Raw genomic sequence first — 23,465 nt, 5'->3', positions numbered from 1 at the left:
GATACAAGGAGGAGTCAGCGTGTACTGGATGTCATGTATTATGTTTGTTTTTACATTATGTGTTTTGTTTTTTGTTCTATGGAAGATATATAAAATAAATGAAATGAAAAAAAGCGCAGGAAAACGCATTGCAATGTATCCTCGGGTGAAAAGACGTTGGATTGTATTACTTGGACCAGCATATTTCATTGGACAATGTATGTATATATGTGCTCAGTACGTAAGTGGCGGTATTGATACTGTTGAACAGTTTCTCATTCAGCTAGGTATTGATACTGTTGAACAGTTTCTCATTCAGCTAGGTATTCATGCTGTAGCAAGTTGTTTTATGACTTTAATAGCTATCCATCTTATTAAAAGTGTACAAATATATGAAAAAGGTGTAGTAGACGGATTAAACTTTTATTCATACGAAGAATTAAAAGGCTATAAAACATCAACATGGGAAAATCCAAAAGAAAATATATTTTTATATCGCGGGCGAGAAAAAATGAATGACAATGTAAATTTACTTATTAGACAGGAAGATATGAATGAATTAGAAAGCGTTCTTCAAAGATATATTCCGAAATTAATGATGAAATAAAAAAACTCCGGTTAACAACCGGAGTTTTTTTATTAAAACGCACGATTCACAACATCTTTAACTTCTTCAAGATATTGTTTACGCACACCATCATCCACAGAAGGGACACTCGTATAGAATGTGTGCTCAATTGTTTCAATGCCTGTAAATTCAAAAATACCAACATCCACTGTTTTCTTCATTGCGTCAAACATACCGCCTGCTGTGTATGCTTCTTTCGAATTTCCCATTGTAGATAATAATAAGCCCTTTTTACCGCTTAATAACTTTTCAATACCGTTTTCACCGTAAGCATAAGCGAAGCCGTGGCTAAATACACGGTCAACGTATCCTTTTAAAATAGCAGGAAGTCCCGCCCACCAAACCGGATAAATGAATGTAATGCTATCAGCCCAAGAGATATGCTCTTGCTCTTCTTTAATATCTTCTGGTGTGTTTCCTTGAGAAAACGAGATGAAATCGGAAGCGCCCAATACTGGATTGAAGTTTAATTCGTATAGATCGCGAACGCGTACTTCATGACCTTTTTCTTCTAATTCACTTTTTACCGTTTCTAAAATTGCATGGTTGAAGCTTTCTGTATTTGGGTGTGCATAAACGATTACATGTTTCATTGTTCTTCCTCCTATTTTGTGGATATGTGAATAGTTATTTGTATATATGTAACCGTTATGGTTACTCCTTTTATGGAAGTCAAGTAATACATATGTATAAAAAGACGCTCAAAAATCGCCTTTTTATACCCCGCTCATACAAAGTACAAAGAAGACAAATAAAATAATGACAAGACCAATGCCGAAGTTAAATACGAGAGTGCTATCCATATATGTAGCCTCCTTGTTTGAAAGTAAAAAGCACTCTAGTTAAGAGTGCTTTTTTATTTTGAATCTACTTTATAACTTTTAGAAAGTGATTCATGCTTGTAATGATTTACATTATTTTATGTATTTATACTTTGAAATGAGTAAGTCCTTGTGGGATATAGAAAAAAAGACACTCTTTCGAGTGTCTTTTAAGATGACAAAATGTGCCAATTGCTTGAGGTTGATAAGACGCTAATTTCCGTGTTAGCGCCTTTTCTTTAATCAAGAAGTGTAGCAACAGCGATTCAAATAAATTGTACCATTTGTTTAATTGTGGTGCGTATGCAATTGTGCATATTTTAATCATGAGGTAGGTAATGAACTGTGAATAATTTGAAGTGATTTATTTACGATTTCTTCTGCGGCATATATGCCGATTGCGTCTGTTTTTAAAATATGGGATTGTAAGTTATCATGCATTGCTCCTAACTCACCATGAAGTGGTGCGAAGGCATGGTTCGCCTTTTCAAGCATGCATAAATCAAGTAAAGAATCCCCAGCTGTAATAATCGTATCTATTTGCAAAATTTCTTTTATATATTGCACGGCATCCCATTTGTTAATTGGTTTTGGTACAAAGTATAGCTTCCTACCTTGAAGTGAATGATTCCAGCCTTGTTTGTCTAACCAGGAAGTGAAGGATGATAATTCATCATAAGGAATGTTCTCCCGTTTAATGATGCAATAATGGAATAGATCATCGGCTGTTTTTTGTGATATAACCCAATCTTTATGAGCAATTTGTCCAAACTCCTTTAGTATGTCGTTTCTCTCTATACATTCAACCGATAGTCTTTCTTTTACTGTCCTGTTCCAAGTACCATCTTGTTTACCGTTATGAAGGATATTACCGCCGTTACTTGTAATGGCGTATTCGGGAATGATTTCGTTTTGGAATAAAGTAATACGCTGAAACTGCTCAATAGTTCTTGTTGTAACTGGGATGAAATGTGAGTGCAGTTGTAATTTTTTTAGTAGTGAAATGGTTTTATGTGATATGAAAGAAATTTCTTTCCCATCTAAAGTTTCAATGAGTTGAATTGATTCATCTTCTATAGGGGCACGAAACGATTTCCGGGAATAAATAAGCGTTTGATCAAGATCACTGGCGAAAATCATAACGTTTCCCTCCTAAGAGGCTTAATGAGCCCGCAACATGAATAAGTCATATTCTCATAGATTTCAATAGGGACATTCTTTTCTTTAGCGAGAAGTAAAATATGCTTTAAATCGGGATTGTTTTGCTTACATATTAAAATTTTCCACGGTATTCTCCGGAGTAATACGCGAGTTGTTTCACCGACTCCTGGTTTGATTAAGTTAATATCGTCAATTTCAAAGTGACTTTGGATAGACTGTATATCTTTTAATCCTTGCCAAGAGGGATCAGTGTAAGTTGAAGTAATATAACGTAATTGATTATCTATATGAGAATGAACAGAAGGGAATAAATCTGTCACCTCATCAATGAAGAAATTTGATAAGTCTTCTTGTTCTAGCTCTTTATAATATTTAACACCATGAAAATCATTTGGACCAATATAGGTATCATTTAGTACAGTGCGGCTAATGAGTCCAGAGACGGTTGCATTTAAGCAAGCGCTAGGAATAAGAAAATCTTCACGTGTACCGTAAATTGAAGTACAGTAACCGGGATCAGCAAGCACAGCCATACAATGAGAAATGTGTGTATTATTTCGTTCGTTAAATGTGTGTACTGCATATTCTAATTCTTTTTTTATTGCACCTTTCCCAGTCCATCCATCAATGAATTGAATTGTTTCTTTAGGGTGATGTTCCAAAATATAATGGAGTGCATTTTCATCAATACCGCGTCCGCGAACAATAGAAATACAATAGTGAGGTACATCAAGGTTGTATTGATAGCGTATGTAGCGTTTTATAAGAATGCCAATAGGTGTACCAGCACGAGCTAATGAAACGAGGACAAGGTTAGTTCCTTTAGTCTGTATAATTTGTTCGGCGACAACTCCAACAGCGATGGCTAGTTTGTGTTTGTATTGTTGCAGAGAAGAAAAGAATAAATCCATATACGCTTTAGATGGTTTATATTCCATTGGTAACATTTCAGAATAATGTGTGCCAGCTTGAATTGCTTGTTCTCTAGTTTCTGTGGAACTTTCTTTCATTAAATCACTAATATCTTTTAATAGAAAAATAGCATCATTTGGATCATAACTACTAATGTGAGAATTTACTTTTACCATAATTATCAACCTTCCTTTTCTATGCTATTTGAAAATGAGACGATATGAATAAAAGGAATAACTGTTTGTAACTGCTGTAGAAGAGGAGACAGGGCTTCTTCTCCTAAATCACGTTCAATAAAAACAAATACTTCATCGTAATCATGAGGTGAAATATTATAAAAGTAATTTGTAATAGTAGAATCTTCAGGACTTGGATATGAGAAATGATTATGAATGGCGTAGTTCACATCATTTGAAACAGGATGGATAGGGCTTCTTGTTGTAGATTGATATAAAATATTTTCACCCATTTCAGCAGCAATTTTCATTGGGATATACATAAATTCACCCGTTCCGAGGCAGAGTGTTCGTTTTCCAATTCTTTCTCTTTTTAAAGTTTTTCCTGCTTCTTGAGCGAAAGAATGAATGTGCTGTTGTTCATATGCTGAAATGCCAAATCGCCCAGTATATTTTATATAATTTGATGTATAGGGTAATTTTGGGCAGGTAAGGGTATGTTTTTTGAAATCAGGTTTTGTTTCTTCAATTTGAATATCTGTTTTGGCAATATTCAATGGTTGGCCAGTTGTATGAATACTGCCTTCTAATAAAGAAATAACATGAATCTTAATTTGAAGTTCGTCTTCTAATTGTTTAAATTGTCTTCTATTAGTATGAGAACGCCAGTCTAATAAAGAAGCAATAATATATTCTTCTCGTGGGAATTTATTTTGAATCGATCTAATAATATTTAATGCTGTTTTTCCTGTTGTCATCTCATCATCTACGAGAACAATAGGATTGCTGTTTTGAAAAAAGCTTTCATCCACATAACAACGGTGCGATGTTGCATGAGAATGTTCTTCCTCAAATGTAATGACAGATTCTAGGTGGGGTATCGATTCCCTAGTTGTATGTACATACTTTGCATTTTGAAAGCATTGAAACATAGAATGACCAAGTGCTGTCGCTGTCTCAGCGAATCCGATGAACAAAACTTCTTCTTGCAGAGGATATTGATAACGAAATACTTCCTCTGGGATTTCATGAATTTCTAATGAAATGAGATTTAAAATTTCTTTTTGAAATGGATGAGAAGTATTATGTAGCATTTCCATATATCTTGTAGCGAGAGCAAATCCACTTGATAGAGAGACTGCAGGTTTAATAGGAAGATGCTTTCCAAGGATTGTACTCACAAATAAAAAACTACGTTTCTTATTTATTCTAGCAGCCATTTGAAAAAGATTGTCTAGCGCTAAGTTATATGGATTATCACGTACTTCTACATGAACTTGTATATTATTTAAAACGTTATACGTGTTGCTTTGCGTTTGTAATAAGGAGATCGGTGAATTGTTTGTTTTCATGTAGCACCCCATAAATATTAGATTTTAAAATGGTTTTGCGAGCCCAGCCATAATGCGGCTTTACTTCATTCATTTTGTTAGAAAAACTGCTTTTTAGCACTCCATTATACGTATCTGCATTTTGTAAAATTGACCTCGCATCTAAATAATCTTCCATTGTGACAATGTGCATTGCCTGTACAACTTTAATATGAGATGGGTGAATAACTGTCTTTCCGATTAAGCCATTTGCATGGTCAAGTGATACCTCTTGAATGAGCCCTTCTTCATGATCATTAGAAAAATATTCCCATACACATCCTGAAATAATATATTCATTTGTTGCCCTTGAGAAAACGTTAATAATGTCTGAAATACAATCACGGACAACAGTAATATGATAGATAGGTGTGTATTTATTGCGCCGAATACTAAATATACTTGAAAAATCAGTAGCACCAATACGTACATTTAAGATGTAATCGTGATAAGAATCTAGTAAATCTTTTATTTGTAATAATGATTCTGCCCGTGTTTCCTTATACATAATTTCTGGTGATTCTAAAATCGGCATGCCATATAGCGATAATGAGTATAACTCGTTTATACATGCAAGCTGATCGATATAAGTCTTTCCGTTAATCGGTGTGAATTTTGGAAAGACAAAACCACATAAACAATGAACAGCACTACCTAATTCAGTAACAATTGTCTTCATTTGACTTGGCTGTCGAACTCTAATAAAAAGAAGTGGGATGTCTGCTTGATTTAGTATGTTGGCACTGACTAAGTTGGCTATTTGCTGTATTTGAACGACGATGTTTTGCTCTGCAAGTTTTACTTCTTCATCGCTGATAGCGTCCTCTAGACAAAGAATAATTGAGGTAGCATCCACATGTTTCTTTCTAATTATATCTTCCGCAATCGTTTCTTTCGTGCCAGGAGTATATAGTGTAGCGCCTAGTGCGTAAGCTAGTTGTTCTTTTCCTATATTTTTTGAAAAACTAAGAGGTTCTTTATAGAAAAAATTTTGCCGTTCTTCTGAGGAGAGATAAGAAAAGTAATTCAAATTGTCACCACCTTATTTGTAATGATTCTGTTTAATTGTAACATAATAAGAAAAATCTTCCATAAAATGAAGCGAGAAATTAAAAAAATATATTGAGAAAGATGAATTATAAGATGAATATCGAATATTGTTAATAGAAATATAATAGGGGGAAAGAGAAAGTGGATATACATAAGTTAACAGAGGAAGAAGCAAATGAGATAAATACGTGGGCGTACGAGGAACCATATAATTTATATAGTTTTTCAGGCGAGAAAGAAGTAATAAAAGAATTATTAGATGGAACTTATTATGGCTGTTGTAACGATCAAGAAGAGTTCATCGGCTATTTTTGTTTTGGAGAAAATGCACAAGTACCAGGTGGAAGAGATGCTAATTTATATGGTGGAGAAGATGTGATTGATATCGGACTTGGCATGAAGCCAGATTTAACAGGGAAGGGAATGGGAGAAATGTTTTTTCAAGCTGGAATAGCGTTTGCTGCTAAGGAATTTAATTCGAAGATGTTTCGATTAAGTGTAGCAACATTTAATACAAGAGCGATTACGTTATATAAAAATATCGGATTTAAGCAAGGGTCTATTTTTTTGAGTCGTGGAAGAGAATTTATGCTTATGGAATACGAAAGACCGTCAGCATGAAACTGACGGTCTAGAAAACATTATTATTCCGAGTGATCAGCTCGGTGCGCTAAACGGCTTGAGGCAGCGGCAGCAATTCCGCCAACGATATCGTCAAGGAACGTGTGCACTTTTCCAGTTGATTTATCATTTAAGTATTCTAAAATACCAGGTTTTAATTTATCGATATATCCAAAGTTCGTGAAACCGATAGATCCGTATACATTCACGATAGAAAGTGCGATAACTTCATCAATTCCGTATAAGCCTTCATCACGTTTTACGATATCTTGTAACGGCTCACTTAGCATTCCTTTTTCAGCAAGAACATCGAGTTCGATACCTGTAATCAGTGCGTTTTGTACTTCACGTTTTGATAGTACACGTTCTACATTATAACGGCATTCTGACATCTCTAAATTTGGATGATATTTTTTTTGAAGAAAATGAACAAGTTCAGCAATATCGTCAATTGTTACACCGCGTTCTTGTAATAGTTGTAATGCTCTTTCTTGTAGTTGATTTGATTCTTTCATGTTTATCACCTTTTTTTCTTTTTAGTATTTGTATACGTTTCGTTGCTTTATCATGTGCATAGGAATGAAAGGCGAGCACAAGCTCATATATATAAAGAAAAACCATAGGTGGCGACTGCGATGATTCAGCATATTTATGAGCATTATCACATGCATGTTAAAGAATTAATCCCCCTTGGCCCCTATAAAAGCTTTTGGATTCGCAACAAAATTTATGTACTTGTTCCAATTGGAGAAATGGAGGAAGAAGTACTTGTAGAGATGAAAAAGCTCAGTGATTATATGAACCAGCAAGGGGATATAACTGTAGCGACTTTCGTTCCGACTATACACGGCTACTATGTAAGTGAGATAGAAGAACAAAATTACTGCTTATTAAAAGGTATGCGCACGTTAGAACGACATGCTATGTCATTAGGAAGTGAGCTTTCTATATTCCATAAACGAGGTGCATTCTTTCCAGAAGAAATTGAGCAATTAAGCCGTATTGGTGAATGGAAAGCGTTATGGGAAAAAAGGCTCGACCAATTAGAAAAGTTTTGGCAATCACAAGTGATGAACCACCCTTCAGATGTATTCGATCAATTGTTTATTGAATCCTTCCCGTATTACTTAGGAGTTGCAGAAAATGCAATTCAATATGTTGTCGATACAGAAATGGATGATACGCCGCAACTAACGGATGCAGCAACAATTTGCCAAGAACGATTCACACCTTTATTATGGCATCAAACGAAGCGGCTCAAACTTCCTTTTGATTGGGTTTATGATCACCCAACTCGAGATATGGCAGAATTAATTCGCTATATGATGATAGAAAAAAAGAAAGACTGGGAGCAAACAATAATTCAATTTGTTACAGATTATGAACGTAATTATTCGCTATCCTCATTTGGCTGGCGCTTATTATTTGCAAGGCTCTTGTTCCCGCTGCACTATTTTGAAACGGTCGAACGATATTACCAAACTGGAAACGAAGAACAAAAAAGCATATATAGAGATCGCTTAGAAGCCATTTTACACGATGTGAACCGCTCAGAGCAATTTATGAAGCATTTTTATGGCTCACTTCGTTTACCAGTAGATAAGCTTGGGATTAGAAAATTAGATTGGCTATCTTAAACGTATAAAAAAGAGACCGCTGGAGGTCTCTTTTTTATACCACAATTTTATGTAATACATTATGCCCCTACCTGTTGATCTGTACATATATTTAAAACGAATTGATGTTTTTCGAGTTTTTCATTTACTTTACCCAATAATTCTTGCTGGATTTCTTTAAATAAAAATTGATAGCTTGTATTCCATGTTGGTATAACGGATGAAAGGCCTAATAAATACTCTTTTTTCTTTTCTAGTTCTTGAATTGTTAAAAAAGTGTTCCCCATTTTTGGCATGTGTCATCCCCCTATGTTTTCTTACTGTATATGTGTGAACGATTCACTATATAGTATTAATTATCGCATTTTTTGAGAAGGATTTCCAATTTTGTTTTATGATGTTAACGGATAAATGTGATTTGAATAAAAAAGGAGACCAAATTTGGTCTCCTTTTAGAAGGCGATTCTGAACGAGCCGCTTCTGCTTTTAATTATCCAGCTCCAGCGGCTAGAACAGTCGGCCATTTCGCGCCTTCCTGTGAGGCAAAAAGCGCCTCTTCGTCAGGAGCTCCAATGACCTCCTGTTCTGAACGAGCCGCTTCCGCTTTTAGATTAAAATACTTGTTCTACTTCGATAACGCCTGGTACTTCTTCAAGTAACGCGCGCTCGATACCAGCTTTTAGTGTGATTGTAGAACTTGGGCAGCTTCCGCATGCACCCATAAGGCGTAGTTTTACGATACCTTCTTCAATGTCTACTAATTCAACGTCTCCGCCATCGCGAAGTAAGAATGGACGTAATTTATCTAATACTTCTAATACTTGTTCTTGCATATGTGGGTTTTCCATTTTTATCGACTCCTTTCATCAGTTTTATTATAATCAAGATAGAGGGGAAAATCTATTTTTTCTCTTCTTGTTTTATTGTCGAAATATTGTATCATGTTTTTTCAGTATAGGGGTATGGAATAAGTTTGTAAAATGATGTGCTTATGTAATAAGACATCTGAATATACTGTTGGAACAAGAAGTGGGGGAGAAGAAATGGTTAATGTGCAAGTGTATGGGACGAAAGTAATTTGTGCGAGCTGCGTCGGAATGCCATCTTCAACAGAAACGTTTGAATGGTTACAAGCGGCAATTGGTCGTAAATATGAAGGACAAGAAAATAAATTTAATTTCGAGTATATTGATTTTCAAGAAGAACAAGAAGATGAAGATAAGAAAGCATTCGCTGAGCGCGTAGTGGAAGAAGATTTATTTTATCCGGTCGTTCTTATAAATGGAGAAATTGTTGGAGAAGGAAATCCTCGTTTGAAGGATGTTTACGAAGAAATCGAGAAATATTTATAAAACAAGAAGTCTTTGCGAATTTGCAAAGGCTTTTTTTATTGGAGGGATAGATGTGAAAAATGGAGTGAAGCATGCGTTACCAACGGAAGTACAACAGTTAATGGAGCGGTACACAGTAGAATTAAAAGAAATTTTTTTGGATGAAAAAATAGTCGGGGTATATATTTACGGATCCATCGCACTAGGTGCATTTCATAAGGAAACGAGCGATGTTGATTTTGTTACAGTGATAAGTGATTCCGTGAATGAAGCTGAAAAACAGCAGCTTGTGGAACTACATAAGAAACTTAGTGATAATACGCTAGGTAAAAGAATGGACGGTATGTATATTCCGCTTGTTGATTTAGGGAAATACAATGATGAAATAAACGAGTATGTGTATTGTGCAGATGGTAAAGCTAATGTTGGTCATTGGGACATTAATGCGGTCACATGGTGGACGTTGAAAAATCAAGGCATTACAGTTACCGGAAAAGAAGCAGAAGATCTTCCGTTGCAAATACAATGGAATGATGTAGTAAATACGATGAAATATAACGTAGAACAGTACTGGAGTGAAAAGGCGAAGAAGCCATATTTATTTTTTATAGAAGATTGGGTAGAATCAGCTGTCGTTACGATGGGACGTATTTTATATACACTAGATTATAAAACAATCGTTTCAAAAGATAGAGGATTGCAATACTTGTTAGAAAGTTCAGCGGAAGAATGGGAGCTTTTATTAAAAGAAGTAGAGCGAATACGGCACAATCCAAAAGAAAAGCGAATGCTCTCAAGGTGGAGAAGGGCAGATATGACGAAGAGGTACTTACTGCATTTAATTGAGGCGTGTAGAGAGAAATGGTAGGGACGAAAATGGACAATACAGTGGGGTGTATTGTCTTTTTTTATGTTGGATTTGGTATATAATGGTTTAAAAAGTTTGATTATACTGGAGGGGATAGGATGAATATAGAATTAGCTACATATGAAGAAAAGAATGAACAAATGAGTATGCGCCAAGTAATTAGCATTCTATTAATTATTTTTGGGGTCATGCATGGAATTGGTTTTTTGAACCTTTTATATGATTCTTCCTTATACCCATGGTATGTAGATTATCTTATTCCACCTTTCACGTTTTGTATGATTATCGTAATGTATGCACCGGCAAGAAATTGCTGCTTACATTTAATAAAATCATTACAATTCAATAATTTTAAATACTATGTAACGATAGTAATGACAGCGATTGTAATGCTTATATATCTTGCAATATTAAATTTAGTTCTACCACATGGGCTTGGGGTGGACGAATCTAATATAGTAATAGAGCCTACTAAAAGTGAAATCATTTTATACGTAGTTGTACTCCCCGTTTTTGCACCGATTTGGGAAGAAATTTTATTTCGGGGGATGTTTTTCACGAAATTATCCCAGCGCTTTTTCTACACTTACTAGTGCCGTTATAAGTGCTTGTATATTTACTTTAGGCCATCCCCTTACAGTAGGTAGTATTTTATATATTTTTGGTATGGGTATATGTTTAGCATATACATATAAGAAAACGAAGAATTTACTCGTTCCAATTGGGATTCATTTATTAAATAATTCGTTTTATTTATTAGTAAATTTTCAACTATAAAAAGACGCCTTTTTGAAAAGGGCGTCTTTCGTATTTTGTAGTAAGTAGAAAGGGTTTTACACTCATTGTGTAGAGGCAAGGTAATACAAAATATAAATAGTTTCATGTGAAACATTTTTATTATCAAATATACAAAATGATTAACTTAGTGTATTAAACGTATCATTCATAAGTATTCTAATATATTTAAAAGTAAAATAAAATAAGAAACAGATAATTGTCGGAATATATTCGATTTCCGTTCATTTTTATGAAATATGTGTACTTTTTGTTAGATTCCTTTATTTTTTACATATACAATAAATGTATATAGAAATAAGAAAAGGATGATGTACGTGAAGGACACTGTTTTACAAGAAACAATTTCTCAGCAAGAATTACATAAAGTTGTTCAAAAAAATACAGCTTATTATGATTTTAAGTGGGGTAAAGTAGAAAATCCTGCGCAAGGGAATACATGGAATTGGGTAGCCTTTTTCTTCCCAACCTTTTGGTTAGCTTATCGTAAAATGTATAAGTTATTTATTATATTTGCGTTATTGGCTATACCTAGTATAGTTATACCCCCTTTTATAGATATTCCAGATGGGATTTATGTAACATTTAGTTTAGCTCTTCAATTAGGAATGATGATATTTACTGGATGGCAAGGAAACCGTTTATATTATAAGCATGCTGTTCGTGTTTTTCGTAAGGGAGAAGATGCGTCTGATCATAAGAAGGCGTATTTCTTACAATCAAAGGGCGGCGTTAGTGTAGCTGGTATGATTGGTTTACAGATTATAGTCGGGATTGTGTTTGGTTTAGCTGCGTTAGGGCTGTCCTTTTTACCAACTGAGCCGAATATTAAAAACGTTGTTCGTTCAAGTGATGAAGGGGTTACTTTAGAGATTATGACTGATAATCCAACTTGGAAGTTTGTGAAGAAAGAAAAAGAGTATGACGTAGTAGAGTTTACTGGTTATGATTATACAGAGAAGAAAAATGTGAAAATTAAATTTGCTGTTTATTTCGATGAAGATTATTTCGAGTGGCAAGAGGTATATGAAAATAATAAGAAGTTAAGTGAAGAAGTAGTAGAAGAATATCAAATTTATATTGAAGAAAATAATTGGGGTTTCTAGAGGGAACTCGTTCATTTTGAAAAGAAGAATCTTGTGAAGATTCTTCTTTTGTTTATTAGGGGAGAGAGAAATGATTTCAGCATTAATAGAAGCTCTAATAGGATCTATTAGTTTAAGTACGGGTTTACACACGAAAAAGATTGATGCTAACATACTTTACTTGCAGCAGTATGAGTGGTTTCGAATGATGTATGAAGACGAGAAGTATCGAAAGTTATTTATTACGAACTACAAAGTTCGCTCATATTTACAAAGTAAGCTGAGAGTTCGATTGCTGGTAAAAAATAAAAATGCACAACGAAGATTTTTAAAATTAGTAGAAGAGCAAATGGAAAAAAGGCATACGAATTGAAATTTTGTAAAATACAATAAAAAATGAGAATTTGAGGTAGGGTTGTCAATAACGTGAGACTATGGCACTATAAAGAAATGCTATACAAATTTTATTTATCGAGATGTAAACATCAATTTTGATTTTTACGTATAAATAATGAACGGAGGAAATGAATTTATGGCTACTTTACCAAATTGTCCAAAATGTAATTCAGAATATACGTATGAGGATGGCGTTCTTTTCGTATGTCCAGAATGTGCTCATGAGTGGGGCCAAGACGCAGAAGCTGAAAATAATGATGGTGCAAAAGTTGTAAAAGATGCGAACGGAAACGTTCTTCAAGATGGCGACGCTGTTACTGTTATTAAAGATTTAAAAGTAAAAGGAACTTCTTCAGTTGTGAAGATCGGTACGAAAGTAAAGAGTATCCGTCTAGTTGATGGCGATCACGATATCGATTGTAAAATCGACGGTTTCGGAGCTATGAAGTTAAAATCACAGTTCGTTAAGAAGGCGTAAGACAATAAAAAGAGGGGGCGAATAGCCTCCTCTTTTTATTATGTCACTTTTTGTCGGTAAATCGATATTTCGTGCAAAATCGTTGATATATTCTAAGTTATGATAGATATATTTGAAAAATCGTTAATATATTGCAAGTTATGATAGATATATTGAAAAAATCGTTGATATAATTTCACTCACCGAGAACAGGGCATCATTTACTGAGCGAAAGTTACGATTCACTTCGCATCATAGTCAACCTCTTTCAACTGACATCGCTTATTAAAGAACGTTTTATATCCAAGCTGTAAAAAGATAATGACAGCGAAAGCGGTACTTCCTGAAATACCGAGTATGATAGCGATTTGATATTGAATGGCTGTGAATGGTGATACACCGGATAATATTTGACCAGTCATCATGCCTGGTAAGCTTATAATTCCCATTCCGACCATAGAATTAATTGTTGGTAAAATAGCAGAATCAAAAGCGTCTCGAATGAGCGGAGCAGCTGCTTCTTTCGGTGTTGCGCCGAGCATAAGTGCACCTTCAATTTGACCTCTTTGCGATTTCATATTGTTTAAGAACGTATTTGCGCCGAGAGAAACACCAGTCATGGCATTACCGACTAACATTCCCGTAATAGGGACGATATATTGCGGAGCATACCAAGGGTCATGACCGATAATAACAAAGATAAATAGTAGAAGTGGCCCAATTGATCCAGCGACCATGGAAAGGGCGGCTACTCGTTTTAATTCTTTAGACATTGGGATATTAACTCGTTTATAAATATTAAAAATTGCAAAGGTAGTAATAGAAGTAATGAGAGCAATTGTATAAAATGGATTACTGTTTTCAAATACGTATGTAAGGACATATGCAACAAGTACGAGCTGAATCGTCATACGGAATGTTGCGAGCGCGATTTGTTTTTCACGAGGTATTCCTTTTAATTTTACAAGTCCAATTAAGATAAGGATAAAAATATAGGCAGCCGCCAGTTGCCAAATTTGGAGTTCAATAACGCCCTTCAATAGAGAGCACTTCCTTTCTAGTTGCACCGTTTGTTTTACTAATTTCAATAATGTCGTCTGCAATTTCTTTTGGAAGTTGTTGCGAGTGTGTGATGAAGATAACTGTTTTTTTCTTTTTTCGTGCTAGTTCAGTAAATTGTTTCATAACGCGGCGTTCTGTATCATTGTCTAGTGCTGAAGTGGGTTCATCTAATAAATAGACAGGCGGATCCATAAGTACAATACGAGCAAAGGCAAGTCTTTGTTTTTCACCGCCGGATAATGAGGAGGCGCTATCTTCTAATTGCTTGTCTAAGCTAACGGTTTGTAATGCACTCCGCAGGGCATCATCATTTGGAAATGGTTTTTCAGAAAGACGAAGTCCCGTTAATAGGTTTTCTTTAACGGTTCCATCAAAAATAGGTGGAGTTTGCCCAAGCATAACTACGTCACGACGTAATTGAATAGGCGGATAATCAGAAATTAACTTTCCGTTATATTCAATTGTACCGGATGTTGGAGATTGTAAATCGTTTAACATGCGAAGCAATGTGCTTTTTCCACTTCCACTTTCACCGATAATGCAAGTGATTTTTTCATTTTGAATCTGTAAATAAGGAATGTGTAGGATATCTTTATATATAACGTCTTTTAATATAAACATAAATCGCTCCTTTCTGATTCTATTTATATCGTATCAAAAAAGGGAGGATAAGGGTTATAAAGAGCAACGTTTTTTCTTCATCTTGAGTTTTATTAATAAGTTAAGTAAACGATCTAATTCTTGGCTGAAAGAAATCACTTTATTATGAGTTAATCCGTATCGTTCAACGAGATAGATTAACTCTTTCTTTTTCGCTTCTATTCGATTGTTTAGTTTCGATAAGTTCATAAGTTGAATGTAATGCCTCCTACAAAAGTATTTATCACATAAAAAATAAGACCGAATGAATTCGGTCTTAAAGGAAATAATAAGACAACTTACAAATAGCATACACTGTTTATCAATAGTTTTTAATATAAAAATGAAAAATAAATCATTATACATATTGAGAAAGATGTGTCTGATAATTTTTAAAAACTGATGCAAAGAGGCTGTCTACATAGTAGACAGCCTGTAAGATATTAACCCTTATGATATTTGTACATCCAAAGTAGACCGGATTTTAATAATCTTGGTACACGTCCCATTAATGGTTGGTTTGCAAGTAAACCGAAGCCATGCTTCTTACCAAGAGAGCCGAGAACACCTTTTAATTTGATTACAGGTAGTTCGTCAGGAAGTGGTTCATTGTTCCAACGTTTTAATAATATTTGGACAATTTGCTCTCCTTGACCTTCAGCAAGTTGGGCAGATGGAGCGTGTGGAAGTGCTGCGCAATCTCCTACAACATACACGTGCTCGTTATTTGGAATATTATGATATTTAGTTAAGACAACCCGTCCGCTACCATCTTGTTCAACTGGAAGGTTTCGAACAACTTCATTTGCTTGAATACCAGCTGTCCAGACGATTGCATCACATTCAAGTGGTTCATCGTGGTTATACACAATATTTGGTTCCACTTTTGTAATGTTAGAGTTTCTTATAATAGTAACTTTATGTTTTACGAACCATTCTTCTACGTATCTACTTAATTTCTCTGGATACGGGAATAAAATTCTATCTTTTCGATCAAATAAATAGATTTTTAAATCAGAACGACTTTCGCGAAGTTCACTGGCAACTTCCACACCACTTAAGCCAGCGCCAACGACAGCTACTGTTGCATTTGGTTCTAGACTATTTAATTGTTCATATGTCTTACGTGTTTGTTCAATCGATTGTAGGCTATGTGTATATTCTTTCGCCCCAGGAACGTTATGATATTTATCCTCACAGCCAAGACCGATAATTAAATCATCATATTGGATCGCTTCGCCGCCATCGAGATGAACAGCTTTTTCTTCGAGATCAATATTTGTTATTGTGCCGTATTGAATATTGAGTCGTGGGTGCTCGGGAAACGGTATACGAATATGTGTTTCTGAAATAGTACCCGCAACTAATGCATAATATTCAGTTTTGAAGCAATGATATGGTACTTTGTCGATTAATGTCACTTGTACATCATCTGGAAGTTGGTTGCTTGGAAGTAGCCTTTGTAGAATTCTCATTCCACCGTAGCCGCCACCTAGTATTACGAGGTGTTTCATGATGGATTACCCCTTTTCTGTTGAAATATCCCCTAATCATAAAATTTTATATTAATAAAATATTTTGACTTTACTCAATCAAATTATATCGAATTTGTGAACAAATAACAATGCATGAATGAATACTCTGTTGTACAATAAGAAGAAAAGTAAAGTAAATTGTTTTGCCTTTTTAGTTACTATTTTATTGCAAGTAGCATGTTATATAAAATAAAACCATCTACTTTGAAGTGAAATAGTGAAGTAACTAAATAGTTTAGGATGTATAACGAAAACAACAAGAGACAGCTTAGTTTTCTTCTTATAGATGAAGTCAGAAGGTAATTTGTTTTGTAGTACAGGGGGGAGAATTTTGATTAAACCATTAATTGAATTTTGTGTAGGTAACCTTGCAAGTGGTTCACAAGCAGCTTTAGAGAAATTAGAAAAAGATCCGAATTTAGATGTAATGGAGTATGGTTGTTTAGGATATTGTGGCATTTGTTTTGAAGGACCGTTTGCACTTGTAAATGGTGAAGTTGTACAAGGTGCTACAGTAGAAGAACTGGTAAATAATGTATATGATTATTTGGATGAAAATCCAATGTTTTAAGGTGTTGCAATCAGCAGCACCTTTTTCATTAGATAAAATGTTATTTCGTAGGGTAGTTTAATACTATAGATAAATAAAAAAAGGCCCTTTTTAGAAGGGCTTTTTTCTTACACAATGTGTGTAAGAGTGGCTCATCGCCAAACGTTGTCAAATATGAGAAACGGGGGACATTCATATTGTGTTCTAAAAGCATGCATTCTATACTTAAAATAACAAATTATTTTTGGAGTGAATATAAATGAGCCAATTTTCTTTTACAAAAATGCATGGTCTTGGCAATAGTTATATATATGTAAATATGTTTGAAGAACAAATTCCTGAAGAAGATTTAGTTCTTGTGGCGGAAAAGGTTTCAAATATTAATACTGGTATTGGAGCAGATGGGATGATTTTAATTTGTCCATCTGACGTAGCTCCGGTGAAAATGCGCATGTTTAATAATGATGGTTCAGAAGGAAAGAGTTGTGGTAACGGTTTACGATGCGTAGCGAAATATGCGTATGAGCATAAACTAGTAGAAGAAACAGTTTTCACAATTGAAACGTTAGCTGGTATTGTAACAGCGGAAGTAACGGTAGAAGAAGGGAAAGTTACATTAGCGAAAATCGATATGGGAGCACCGCGTTTAACACGTGCAGAAATACCGATGCTTGGTGAAGGTGAAACACCATTTATTCGTGAAAACTTCTTATACAATAATCATCGCTATGCATTTACAGCTGTTTCAATGGGGAATCCGCATGCGGTTATTTTTGTTGATGATGTAGAGCAAGCACCTCTTACAACACTTGGTCCAGTCCTGGAGACACATGAAATGTTCCCAGAGCGAGTAAATGTTGAATTCATCGAGATTTTGAATGATGCAGAGATGAATTTCCGCGTTTGGGAACGTGGATCTGGTGTAACGCAAGCTTGCGGAACAGGAGCGTGCGCTGCAGTTGTCGCTGCTATTTTAAATGGAAAGATGGAACGTGGTAAGGAAATTACAGTCCATTTAGCTGGCGGCGATTTAATGATTGCGTGGACTGAAGAAGGAAACGTGTTGATGAAAGGGCCTGCGGAAGTAATTTGCCGCGGAGTGTATGAGTACAAGATAGAAGCGTAAAGATGTATAATAGAATGAGAACAGAAAGGATGGTGTATTTCATGATTGAAGTAACAGAACAAGCAGCTTTTCAAATTAAAGATATGTTAAAAGATGCTGAAGATGGAGAGAAGTACGTGCGCCTTGCTGTACACGGCGGCGGATGTACTGGCCTTTCTTACGGCTTAGGATTTGAAGTAGAACCAAAAGAAGACGACACAGTTCTTGAGTTTTTCGGTGTTGAATTTGTTATCGATACAGAAAGTGCTCCAATTGTTAAAGGAGTAAAAATTGATTATAAACAATCGATGCTTGGCGGCGGATTCACAATCGACAATCCAAACGCAATCGCATCATGTGGATGTGGATCATCTTTCCGTACAGCGACGAATGCTGGTAAGCCGGAAGAGTGCTAAGTTTTTAGCAGAAATAGAGAAAGACCTTTTTAGCGATGAAATAAAATCGTTAAGGAGGTCTTTTCTTTTGCCGTAAAATCCTGATTGGTACGGGCTAATTAAAGTTTCACTTTATCTTTGCATAGATGCATGTATCAGCTAGTTATTTACCGCCAGCTGAAAAATCTTCATTACGCAATATCCCTTCAAGTTCAAAGCCTAGTTTTTCAGGAATCGCACGACTTTTCGTGTTATTAGATTCACATTGGATTTCACTCCTTCTAAATTTGAATAACTGAAATCCAAGGTTTGTTAACACACTTACTGTTTCTGTCATATATCCACTGCCACTAAATTGCGTGTTAATCCAATATCCAATTTCGCATTTAGAAACCTTCCAATTAATTCGATGAAGGCTAGCCGTTCCAACAAAATCATTCGTCTCCTTATGGTAGATAAGATAGCGAAAGCTTTCTCTTTTCAAAAAATCTATATGCGCATTTCTCAGGAGAATTTCCGTTTCTTCAACAGTAGGAATGGACTGGAATAAAGACAACCATGGCTTTAATTCACGAATTGAATCTTTAATAGCTTGTTGTACTACATTCCCTTCACCTGCTTGAAGTGGTGCTCGAAGAATGAGTCTGTCTGTTTCTATTTGTAACGGAACATCTAATAAAATAGGATTCATATTATTTCTCCTCTCGAAACCTTTAAATTATGACAGAATGAAACTTATATCATAAAAAAACTTTCACCCAAAAGAAATAATTCTTGAGGACGAGAGTTGCAATTTATAATAAATGAATTGAAAAATACTTTATCTCACTAATAGAAAATCACGTCACAGCATCACTATTAGTTATTATAGAACTGTGCGAAGTACAGGAATATAGTAAAGCTTATCTCCCATAAAGGAACCTCTCAAAAACGAGTAAACAATAAATATATATTCAATTCATCATTTAGAAATCCCTTTTCACATATTGAAAACTAAACTATCAGTTGGTACAGCAGCATTAGGTTGTTAAACTAATGCATATGTTAATTGAATAAGGAGTTATTATTTTTTAACCTGCTTTAAATTGAACGCATAATTCACGATTGATTATCTAAACGCAATCGCATCATGCAGATTTGGATCATTTTTCCGTACAGCGACGAATGCTGGTAAGCCAGAAGAGTGCTAAGTTTTTAGCCAAAATAGGAAAGACCTTTTTAGCGATAGAATAAAATCGTTAGAAAGGTCTTTTCTTTTGGCGTTAAAACAGAAAATGCATGTAAAGTTACTTTAGAATTTAATTTGAATGTTATTATATATAGAATATATGATAATTATTGTGAATTCGACTTTCATATTGTTCGTTTAAGACAAGATTATGCAACAGAAATGTAAATGAATAGCAGAAATATACTATTTATTAGTTATATTTAATGTTAATATTTGTAACGAAGATGATTGGTGAGGGCTGATTAAAGTTTCACTTTATATAAAAAAGGTGCATGAGGGAGAAGGCTATAGCAAATTGTATAGAACTGAATAGTTCCGTATTAATTAAAATACGTTGATTACTAAATATTAAAAAATACCGGGGGGATTAGAGTGAAGTCATTTAAGAGAGTACTTATAGTAGGGATGGCGTTGACTACAGTATCGATTTTGGGAGCTTGTTCTAGCGATACAGACGTATTAACAAAAGTAGGAGTAAAGCAACCAGCGAAGGCGGAAGGTGACGTACTAAAAGAACAGAAGAAAACACCTATGACTACGAGTAAACGTGAAAGTATTAAAAATGAGGACGCTCCATCATCACAGAAGCGTTACATTTCTCATGATGAATCTAAAAAGATTGAGGAAGGTATGATGTATACGGATATTCTTAATACGATTGACTACGGTGGTGAGAACATAAAACATTATAATAACAATGAAAAACGCGTATTTTATACTGAAAAAGATACGGATGGTACATATGAAATTATGGTTGAATTAAATACATATGGTTACGTTGTGAATATTGAACGTACTGCTATAAAGGATACAGAGAAAGATACAGAGAAAGATACAGAGAAAGATACAGAGAAAGGTAAAGAGAATCGGGTATCTACGAAACGTATTGAAGAGCCTGTAAAGGAATATGAAGAAAAAAACGATCGTGTACCGTGGTATAAAGATGTAAATAACAATTCGGCAGCAGTAAGTTACAATCACTATTTGAAAATCAAAAAAGGTATGCCTGCGAATCAGGTAAAAGCTGCAATTGGACAGCCACATGTGATTGAGAAATATAAATCTTATTCAGTATATGACTATACTGGTTATGGTGGAGAAGGATCATTACGTGTAATCTTTGAACCGAATGGAACTGTTACGGATGTAGTGGAAGACGGTTTACCACGATAATAAATTAGTTACGGGAAGAGTTGTAGTAAAGTTTTCGTTGATTTTATAAAGTTTTTGGGAGCATAACCGAATATAGATGGAAAGTGTTTTTATTAGCCATGTTAACTATAGTATCAGTATTTACCGAAGTTTCTTCCAAATTCAATAGCGTTATTGTGGATGTTGTTGTCGTATTATTCTTGTTGGTATATATCGCAGTAGGACAGCGGTTGTAACTGAACGTAAGAGGACGCGTAGTAGCAGCTTCCTTTTGAAAGAAGGAGGAAAATATGATGGAGGATATTCTTGAATTCATAGGGAGATACGTAATTAAACCTATTATTAGTATAGTGAGATATCTTGTAATAGAGATTATAATTGAGGGCATAATAGAAGGCGTAATAAACGGTATAAGGAAATTACGTGATAAGTGGCGAAATTGGCGTGAAAGACGTTATTGGCGGTAGTGTAGGTGATGAGTGTGCGAAACAAAAACGTTATACAGAAGTTATGAAGAAGTTTAATGAAATAATAGAAAACGACTTGCATTTAGAATCTGTACTCGTTCCAATTGGTGATGGAATGACGATTTCTAAAGTGAAGAAATAATTATTATCTTACAAAAGTGTAATGTTCATGTCATGTTTTTGAATTTCTTCTTTAAGCTCTGCGCTTTAAGATAAGAATATAAGAAAAACATATGAGGTGAAGGAAATGAAAAGATACATTGCACTATTTAGTATTTTAGTTGTATTTGCAAGTCTGTTAGTTGGTTGTGATTTAAACCGTATGGGTAAAGATGAGTATTATGTTCAAATTACAGTAGATGGAAAAGAATTTGATAGTAAAGCTAGTGATGGGCAGAAATTTAAAGATTATGAATATAAGCTGACTGGCTTTGATAAAGACGGTAAAGAGAAAGAATTAGAATTCACAGCACAAAAAAACCTTCGTAAAGAAGCATTCCTACGCGTATACAACTCAGATAAAAAAGGTGTAACAGCTTGGGAAGAAGTGAAGAAAGACGAGCTTCCAGCGAAAGTGAAAGAAAAATTAGGCGTGAAATAAGACAGATAGAAAAGGAATTGACGAACAGGGTCAATTCCTTTTTTTGCTTTCAAATTCTTCTTCTGAAATGACTTTAAATCCGTATCTTTTAAATAAAGCAGTAGTTACCCCGTAACCAGTTTGCTTATTACCGTTAAATTCTCCAGTATAAATCGTAGAACTACCACAAGATGGACTACGTTCCTTTAAAATAATATATTCTGGTTGTAAATTTTTAATTTGTTCTAATGCTTTATAAGCGCCATTTACGAAAGCTTCTGTGACATCTTCACCATCTTTTGTCATCACTTTCGCTTTTCCGTCCAAAACGTCGTCGCCATTCCCGCCAATAATTTCAGCGGAAGGACGAGGCGTTGGTAGTCCCCCTAATACTTCAGGACAAATGAGGACGGTATCTTCTTTTTGCAGAAGCTCCTCTATTTTTGAAACGAGATTGTCATTTCCGTCATATCGACAAGCGATACCACCTAAACAAGCGCTAATTACGATCATATTTTCATCTCCATTAAAAAAATATTAAATTCCACGCCAAATTCTCTTCCTGCCTCTTACTTATAAATGAGGTGATATAAATGGGAAGCTTATATAATTTAATGAAACCATATAGTGAATTTCGAAGTAAAGAAGAGTTTAATACATATCAAAAACAAGTTTTGAAGTGCTACCGATTTCAATTGAATAAAACTGATTCTATCATTATTCATTTTTTAGGAAAGTATGCGGTGAATGAGAAACAAAAAACAGTAGGAGTCGCCTGTCCGTTAATGGAGACGATTGCGAAGAATGTTGGAAAGAGTATTCGTACAGTACGCCGTTCAATTGCAAAGTTAGAGGGACTAGGAATTATAAAGCGTGTTGCAACAAAAGAAAGACATAAGCGCGGCGGGTATAGTGCGAATTTATATATTTTTCTTATATCTGCAATTGACCGCATGGATGACCGTATGAAAATGTCCGCTTGTAAAAGTGAGGATTATGCAGCTGGCTGTAGCGGAAAGGAGCAAAAAAACGAGAGGGAAACAATTCTTTCTAAAAACATTCCACAAATAAAAGAGAAAAGAAAAATAACGTACGAGCTTGATGAGACGTATTGCCGTCATGATATACCGAAGCCTTTTATATACGCACTTCTGCCGATGACGAGTAATCCGAAGAAGATTAATATATTTTGGAGTAAGGTAGAACTTGCATATAAAAAGAGCGGATTGCTAGAGCAAGGTGTTTTACTAGAGCAAATATTAGCTGATGAAGAAGTGTATGGAAATTTCATTTGGCGAGTGAAGAGTGTCGTGAGAGCTTATAAATACGGGGAAATCCGTAAAAATGTGAAGGCACTTTTATATAGTACAGTGCAAGATTTATTTTTAGAGGTTGGATTAGAATGGGGAGCAGCGCTGAGAAGAAGTAAGGGGATAGCGTTATTTGATCCATTTAAAAAGGAGCCATGCGTATAATACATGAC

General features: G+C 34.9%; 29 protein-coding genes and 2 pseudogenes. 17 read left to right on the top strand and 14 right to left on the bottom strand.

Going from position 1 to position 23,465, the window contains the following annotated elements:
- Positions 1 to 19: 19 nt before the first annotated feature.
- Positions 20 to 586, top strand: a complete 567-nt coding sequence (locus tag DN403_RS07680) for an iron ABC transporter substrate-binding protein (RefSeq protein WP_149185382.1) — start codon at positions 20 to 22, stop codon at positions 584 to 586.
- A 32-nt stretch (positions 587 to 618) separates the two neighbouring features.
- Here DN403_RS07680 and DN403_RS07675 read toward each other — a convergent pair whose 3' ends face one another.
- The 5 genes from DN403_RS07675 to DN403_RS07655 all read right to left on the bottom strand — a co-directional run bounded on the left by DN403_RS07675 (position 619) and on the right by DN403_RS07655 (position 6,077).
- Entirely contained in the window at positions 619 to 1,200 is a 582-nt protein-coding gene (locus DN403_RS07675) for an NAD(P)H-dependent oxidoreductase (RefSeq protein WP_098437025.1), read from the bottom strand.
- 552 nt (positions 1,201 to 1,752) lie between these two features.
- Positions 1,753 to 2,568 carry an HAD family hydrolase gene (locus DN403_RS07670; protein WP_136983618.1) on the bottom strand — a complete coding sequence of 272 codons (816 nt, stop codon included), beginning with the start codon at positions 2,566 to 2,568 and terminating at the stop codon, positions 1,753 to 1,755.
- Complete coding sequence (locus DN403_RS07665) at positions 2,565 to 3,677, bottom strand: cysteine protease StiP family protein (RefSeq protein WP_000241494.1); 1,113 nt, start codon at positions 3,675 to 3,677, stop codon at positions 2,565 to 2,567. Before DN403_RS07665 ends, DN403_RS07670 begins: the two co-directional genes overlap by 4 nt.
- 5 nt (positions 3,678 to 3,682) lie before the next feature.
- Positions 3,683 to 5,029 (bottom strand): phosphoribosyltransferase family protein, encoded by a 1,347-nt coding sequence (locus DN403_RS07660; protein WP_000856295.1) that lies wholly within the window; start codon positions 5,027 to 5,029, stop codon positions 3,683 to 3,685.
- Positions 4,974 to 6,077, bottom strand: a complete 1,104-nt coding sequence (locus DN403_RS07655) for an HpcH/HpaI aldolase/citrate lyase family protein (protein ID WP_001106085.1) — start codon at positions 6,075 to 6,077, stop codon at positions 4,974 to 4,976. Before DN403_RS07655 ends, DN403_RS07660 begins: the two co-directional genes overlap by 56 nt.
- Before the next feature lie 161 nt (positions 6,078 to 6,238).
- Between DN403_RS07655 and DN403_RS07650 the strand changes: the two genes are divergently transcribed.
- Positions 6,239 to 6,718, top strand: a complete 480-nt coding sequence (locus tag DN403_RS07650; protein WP_000351142.1) for a GNAT family N-acetyltransferase — start codon at positions 6,239 to 6,241, stop codon at positions 6,716 to 6,718.
- A 23-nt stretch (positions 6,719 to 6,741) separates the two neighbouring features.
- On the opposite strand, the gene DN403_RS07645 is transcribed toward DN403_RS07650, so the two are convergent.
- A complete protein-coding gene (locus DN403_RS07645) occupies positions 6,742 to 7,233 on the bottom strand; it encodes a phosphatidylglycerophosphatase A family protein (protein ID WP_000665102.1) in 492 nt (163 codons plus the stop codon).
- A 120-nt stretch (positions 7,234 to 7,353) separates the two neighbouring features.
- On the opposite strand from DN403_RS07645, the gene yutH reads away from it, so the two are divergent.
- On the top strand, positions 7,354 to 8,355 hold the full coding sequence (gene yutH / locus DN403_RS07640) for a spore coat putative kinase YutH (RefSeq protein WP_000614219.1): 1,002 nt from the start codon (positions 7,354 to 7,356) through the stop codon (positions 8,353 to 8,355).
- Between the two features lie 59 nt (positions 8,356 to 8,414).
- On the opposite strand, the gene DN403_RS07635 is transcribed toward yutH, so the two are convergent.
- Positions 8,415 to 8,630: a hypothetical protein gene (locus tag DN403_RS07635; protein WP_001125497.1), complete on the bottom strand. Its 216-nt coding sequence runs from the start codon at positions 8,628 to 8,630 to the stop codon at positions 8,415 to 8,417.
- Between the two features lie 315 nt (positions 8,631 to 8,945).
- Positions 8,946 to 9,182 carry a NifU family protein gene (locus DN403_RS07630; protein ID WP_000431159.1) on the bottom strand — a complete coding sequence of 79 codons (237 nt, stop codon included), beginning with the start codon at positions 9,180 to 9,182 and terminating at the stop codon, positions 8,946 to 8,948.
- A gap of 195 nt (positions 9,183 to 9,377) precedes the next feature.
- Between DN403_RS07630 and DN403_RS07625 the strand changes: the two genes are divergently transcribed.
- From DN403_RS07625 to phnA, 6 genes and pseudogenes are all read left to right on the top strand, one after another.
- The gene (locus tag DN403_RS07625; protein ID WP_000248589.1) at positions 9,378 to 9,686 is read left to right on the top strand and encodes a YuzD family protein; all 309 of its coding nucleotides are present in this window, start codon (positions 9,378 to 9,380) and stop codon (positions 9,684 to 9,686) included.
- A gap of 52 nt (positions 9,687 to 9,738) precedes the next feature.
- Entirely contained in the window at positions 9,739 to 10,533 is a 795-nt protein-coding gene (locus DN403_RS07620) for a nucleotidyltransferase domain-containing protein (protein WP_016078131.1), read from the top strand.
- Positions 10,534 to 10,631: 98 nt separating this feature from the next.
- Positions 10,632 to 11,310: pseudogene (locus DN403_RS07615) on the top strand (CPBP family intramembrane glutamic endopeptidase).
- A 326-nt stretch (positions 11,311 to 11,636) separates the two neighbouring features.
- Positions 11,637 to 12,434 carry a DUF2628 domain-containing protein gene (locus DN403_RS07610; RefSeq protein WP_127057683.1) on the top strand — a complete coding sequence of 266 codons (798 nt, stop codon included), beginning with the start codon at positions 11,637 to 11,639 and terminating at the stop codon, positions 12,432 to 12,434.
- A gap of 70 nt (positions 12,435 to 12,504) precedes the next feature.
- The gene (locus tag DN403_RS07605) at positions 12,505 to 12,786 is read left to right on the top strand and encodes a hypothetical protein (RefSeq protein ID WP_000622255.1); all 282 of its coding nucleotides are present in this window, start codon (positions 12,505 to 12,507) and stop codon (positions 12,784 to 12,786) included.
- A 159-nt stretch (positions 12,787 to 12,945) separates the two neighbouring features.
- Entirely contained in the window at positions 12,946 to 13,287 is a 342-nt protein-coding gene (gene phnA, locus DN403_RS07600) for an alkylphosphonate utilization operon protein PhnA (protein ID WP_000212735.1), read from the top strand.
- 221 nt (positions 13,288 to 13,508) lie between these two features.
- Here the strand turns inward: phnA and DN403_RS07595 are convergent, their stop codons facing one another.
- From DN403_RS07595 to DN403_RS07580, 4 genes are all read right to left on the bottom strand, one after another.
- On the bottom strand, positions 13,509 to 14,306 hold the full coding sequence (locus DN403_RS07595) for an ABC transporter permease (protein WP_000679259.1): 798 nt from the start codon (positions 14,304 to 14,306) through the stop codon (positions 13,509 to 13,511).
- The gene (locus DN403_RS07590; RefSeq protein ID WP_000470267.1) at positions 14,290 to 14,949 is read right to left on the bottom strand and encodes an ABC transporter ATP-binding protein; all 660 of its coding nucleotides are present in this window, start codon (positions 14,947 to 14,949) and stop codon (positions 14,290 to 14,292) included. Before DN403_RS07590 ends, DN403_RS07595 begins: the two co-directional genes overlap by 17 nt.
- Positions 14,950 to 15,003: 54 nt before the next feature.
- The gene (locus DN403_RS07585; RefSeq protein WP_001054092.1) at positions 15,004 to 15,177 is read right to left on the bottom strand and encodes an aspartyl-phosphate phosphatase Spo0E family protein; all 174 of its coding nucleotides are present in this window, start codon (positions 15,175 to 15,177) and stop codon (positions 15,004 to 15,006) included.
- A gap of 233 nt (positions 15,178 to 15,410) precedes the next feature.
- A complete protein-coding gene (locus tag DN403_RS07580) occupies positions 15,411 to 16,481 on the bottom strand; it encodes an NAD(P)/FAD-dependent oxidoreductase (protein WP_000682067.1) in 1,071 nt (356 codons plus the stop codon).
- Between the two features lie 352 nt (positions 16,482 to 16,833).
- Here DN403_RS07580 and DN403_RS07575 point away from each other — a divergent pair, with 352 nt between their 5' ends.
- The 3 genes from DN403_RS07575 to DN403_RS07565 all read left to right on the top strand — a co-directional run bounded on the left by DN403_RS07575 (position 16,834) and on the right by DN403_RS07565 (position 18,573).
- Positions 16,834 to 17,073: a YuzB family protein gene (locus DN403_RS07575; protein WP_000595025.1), complete on the top strand. Its 240-nt coding sequence runs from the start codon at positions 16,834 to 16,836 to the stop codon at positions 17,071 to 17,073.
- 238 nt (positions 17,074 to 17,311) lie between these two features.
- Positions 17,312 to 18,178, top strand: coding sequence for a diaminopimelate epimerase (gene dapF, locus DN403_RS07570; RefSeq protein ID WP_000077409.1), 867 nt, complete (start codon positions 17,312 to 17,314; stop codon positions 18,176 to 18,178).
- 41 nt (positions 18,179 to 18,219) lie between these two features.
- A complete protein-coding gene (locus tag DN403_RS07565) occupies positions 18,220 to 18,573 on the top strand; it encodes a HesB/IscA family protein (RefSeq protein ID WP_000573830.1) in 354 nt (117 codons plus the stop codon).
- Positions 18,574 to 18,715: 142 nt separating this feature from the next.
- Here the strand turns inward: DN403_RS07565 and DN403_RS07560 are convergent, their stop codons facing one another.
- Positions 18,716 to 19,243, bottom strand: a complete 528-nt coding sequence (locus tag DN403_RS07560; protein ID WP_149185381.1) for a GNAT family N-acetyltransferase — start codon at positions 19,241 to 19,243, stop codon at positions 18,716 to 18,718.
- Between the two features lie 406 nt (positions 19,244 to 19,649).
- On the opposite strand from DN403_RS07560, the pseudogene DN403_RS07555 reads away from it, so the two are divergent.
- From DN403_RS07555 to DN403_RS07535, 4 genes and pseudogenes are all read left to right on the top strand, one after another.
- Positions 19,650 to 19,742 (top strand): annotated as a pseudogene (locus DN403_RS07555) (iron-sulfur cluster assembly accessory protein); the annotation flags it as partial.
- A gap of 413 nt (positions 19,743 to 20,155) precedes the next feature.
- Positions 20,156 to 20,956, top strand: a complete 801-nt coding sequence (locus DN403_RS07550) for a hypothetical protein (protein WP_086396217.1) — start codon at positions 20,156 to 20,158, stop codon at positions 20,954 to 20,956.
- Between the two features lie 402 nt (positions 20,957 to 21,358).
- Positions 21,359 to 21,544, top strand: a complete 186-nt coding sequence (locus DN403_RS07540) for an O-methyltransferase (protein WP_002083726.1) — start codon at positions 21,359 to 21,361, stop codon at positions 21,542 to 21,544.
- A gap of 105 nt (positions 21,545 to 21,649) precedes the next feature.
- Positions 21,650 to 22,003: a YxeA family protein gene (locus DN403_RS07535; protein ID WP_000833144.1), complete on the top strand. Its 354-nt coding sequence runs from the start codon at positions 21,650 to 21,652 to the stop codon at positions 22,001 to 22,003.
- 30 nt (positions 22,004 to 22,033) lie between these two features.
- Here the strand turns inward: DN403_RS07535 and DN403_RS07530 are convergent, their stop codons facing one another.
- The gene (locus DN403_RS07530; protein WP_000635493.1) at positions 22,034 to 22,495 is read right to left on the bottom strand and encodes a 2-thiouracil desulfurase family protein; all 462 of its coding nucleotides are present in this window, start codon (positions 22,493 to 22,495) and stop codon (positions 22,034 to 22,036) included.
- A gap of 80 nt (positions 22,496 to 22,575) precedes the next feature.
- On the opposite strand from DN403_RS07530, the gene DN403_RS07525 reads away from it, so the two are divergent.
- On the top strand, positions 22,576 to 23,457 hold the full coding sequence (locus DN403_RS07525) for a helix-turn-helix domain-containing protein (RefSeq protein ID WP_106081633.1): 882 nt from the start codon (positions 22,576 to 22,578) through the stop codon (positions 23,455 to 23,457).
- Positions 23,458 to 23,465: the final 8 nt, after the last annotated feature.

Source organism: Bacillus sp. AY2-1 (genome assembly GCF_008368965.1).
In the GTDB taxonomy this organism is placed as follows: Bacteria; Bacillota; Bacilli; order Bacillales; family Bacillaceae_G; genus Bacillus_A; species Bacillus_A thuringiensis_S.
The sequence above is the reverse complement of the archived record's forward strand: the minus strand, read 5'-3'. Positions and strand labels throughout refer to the sequence as shown.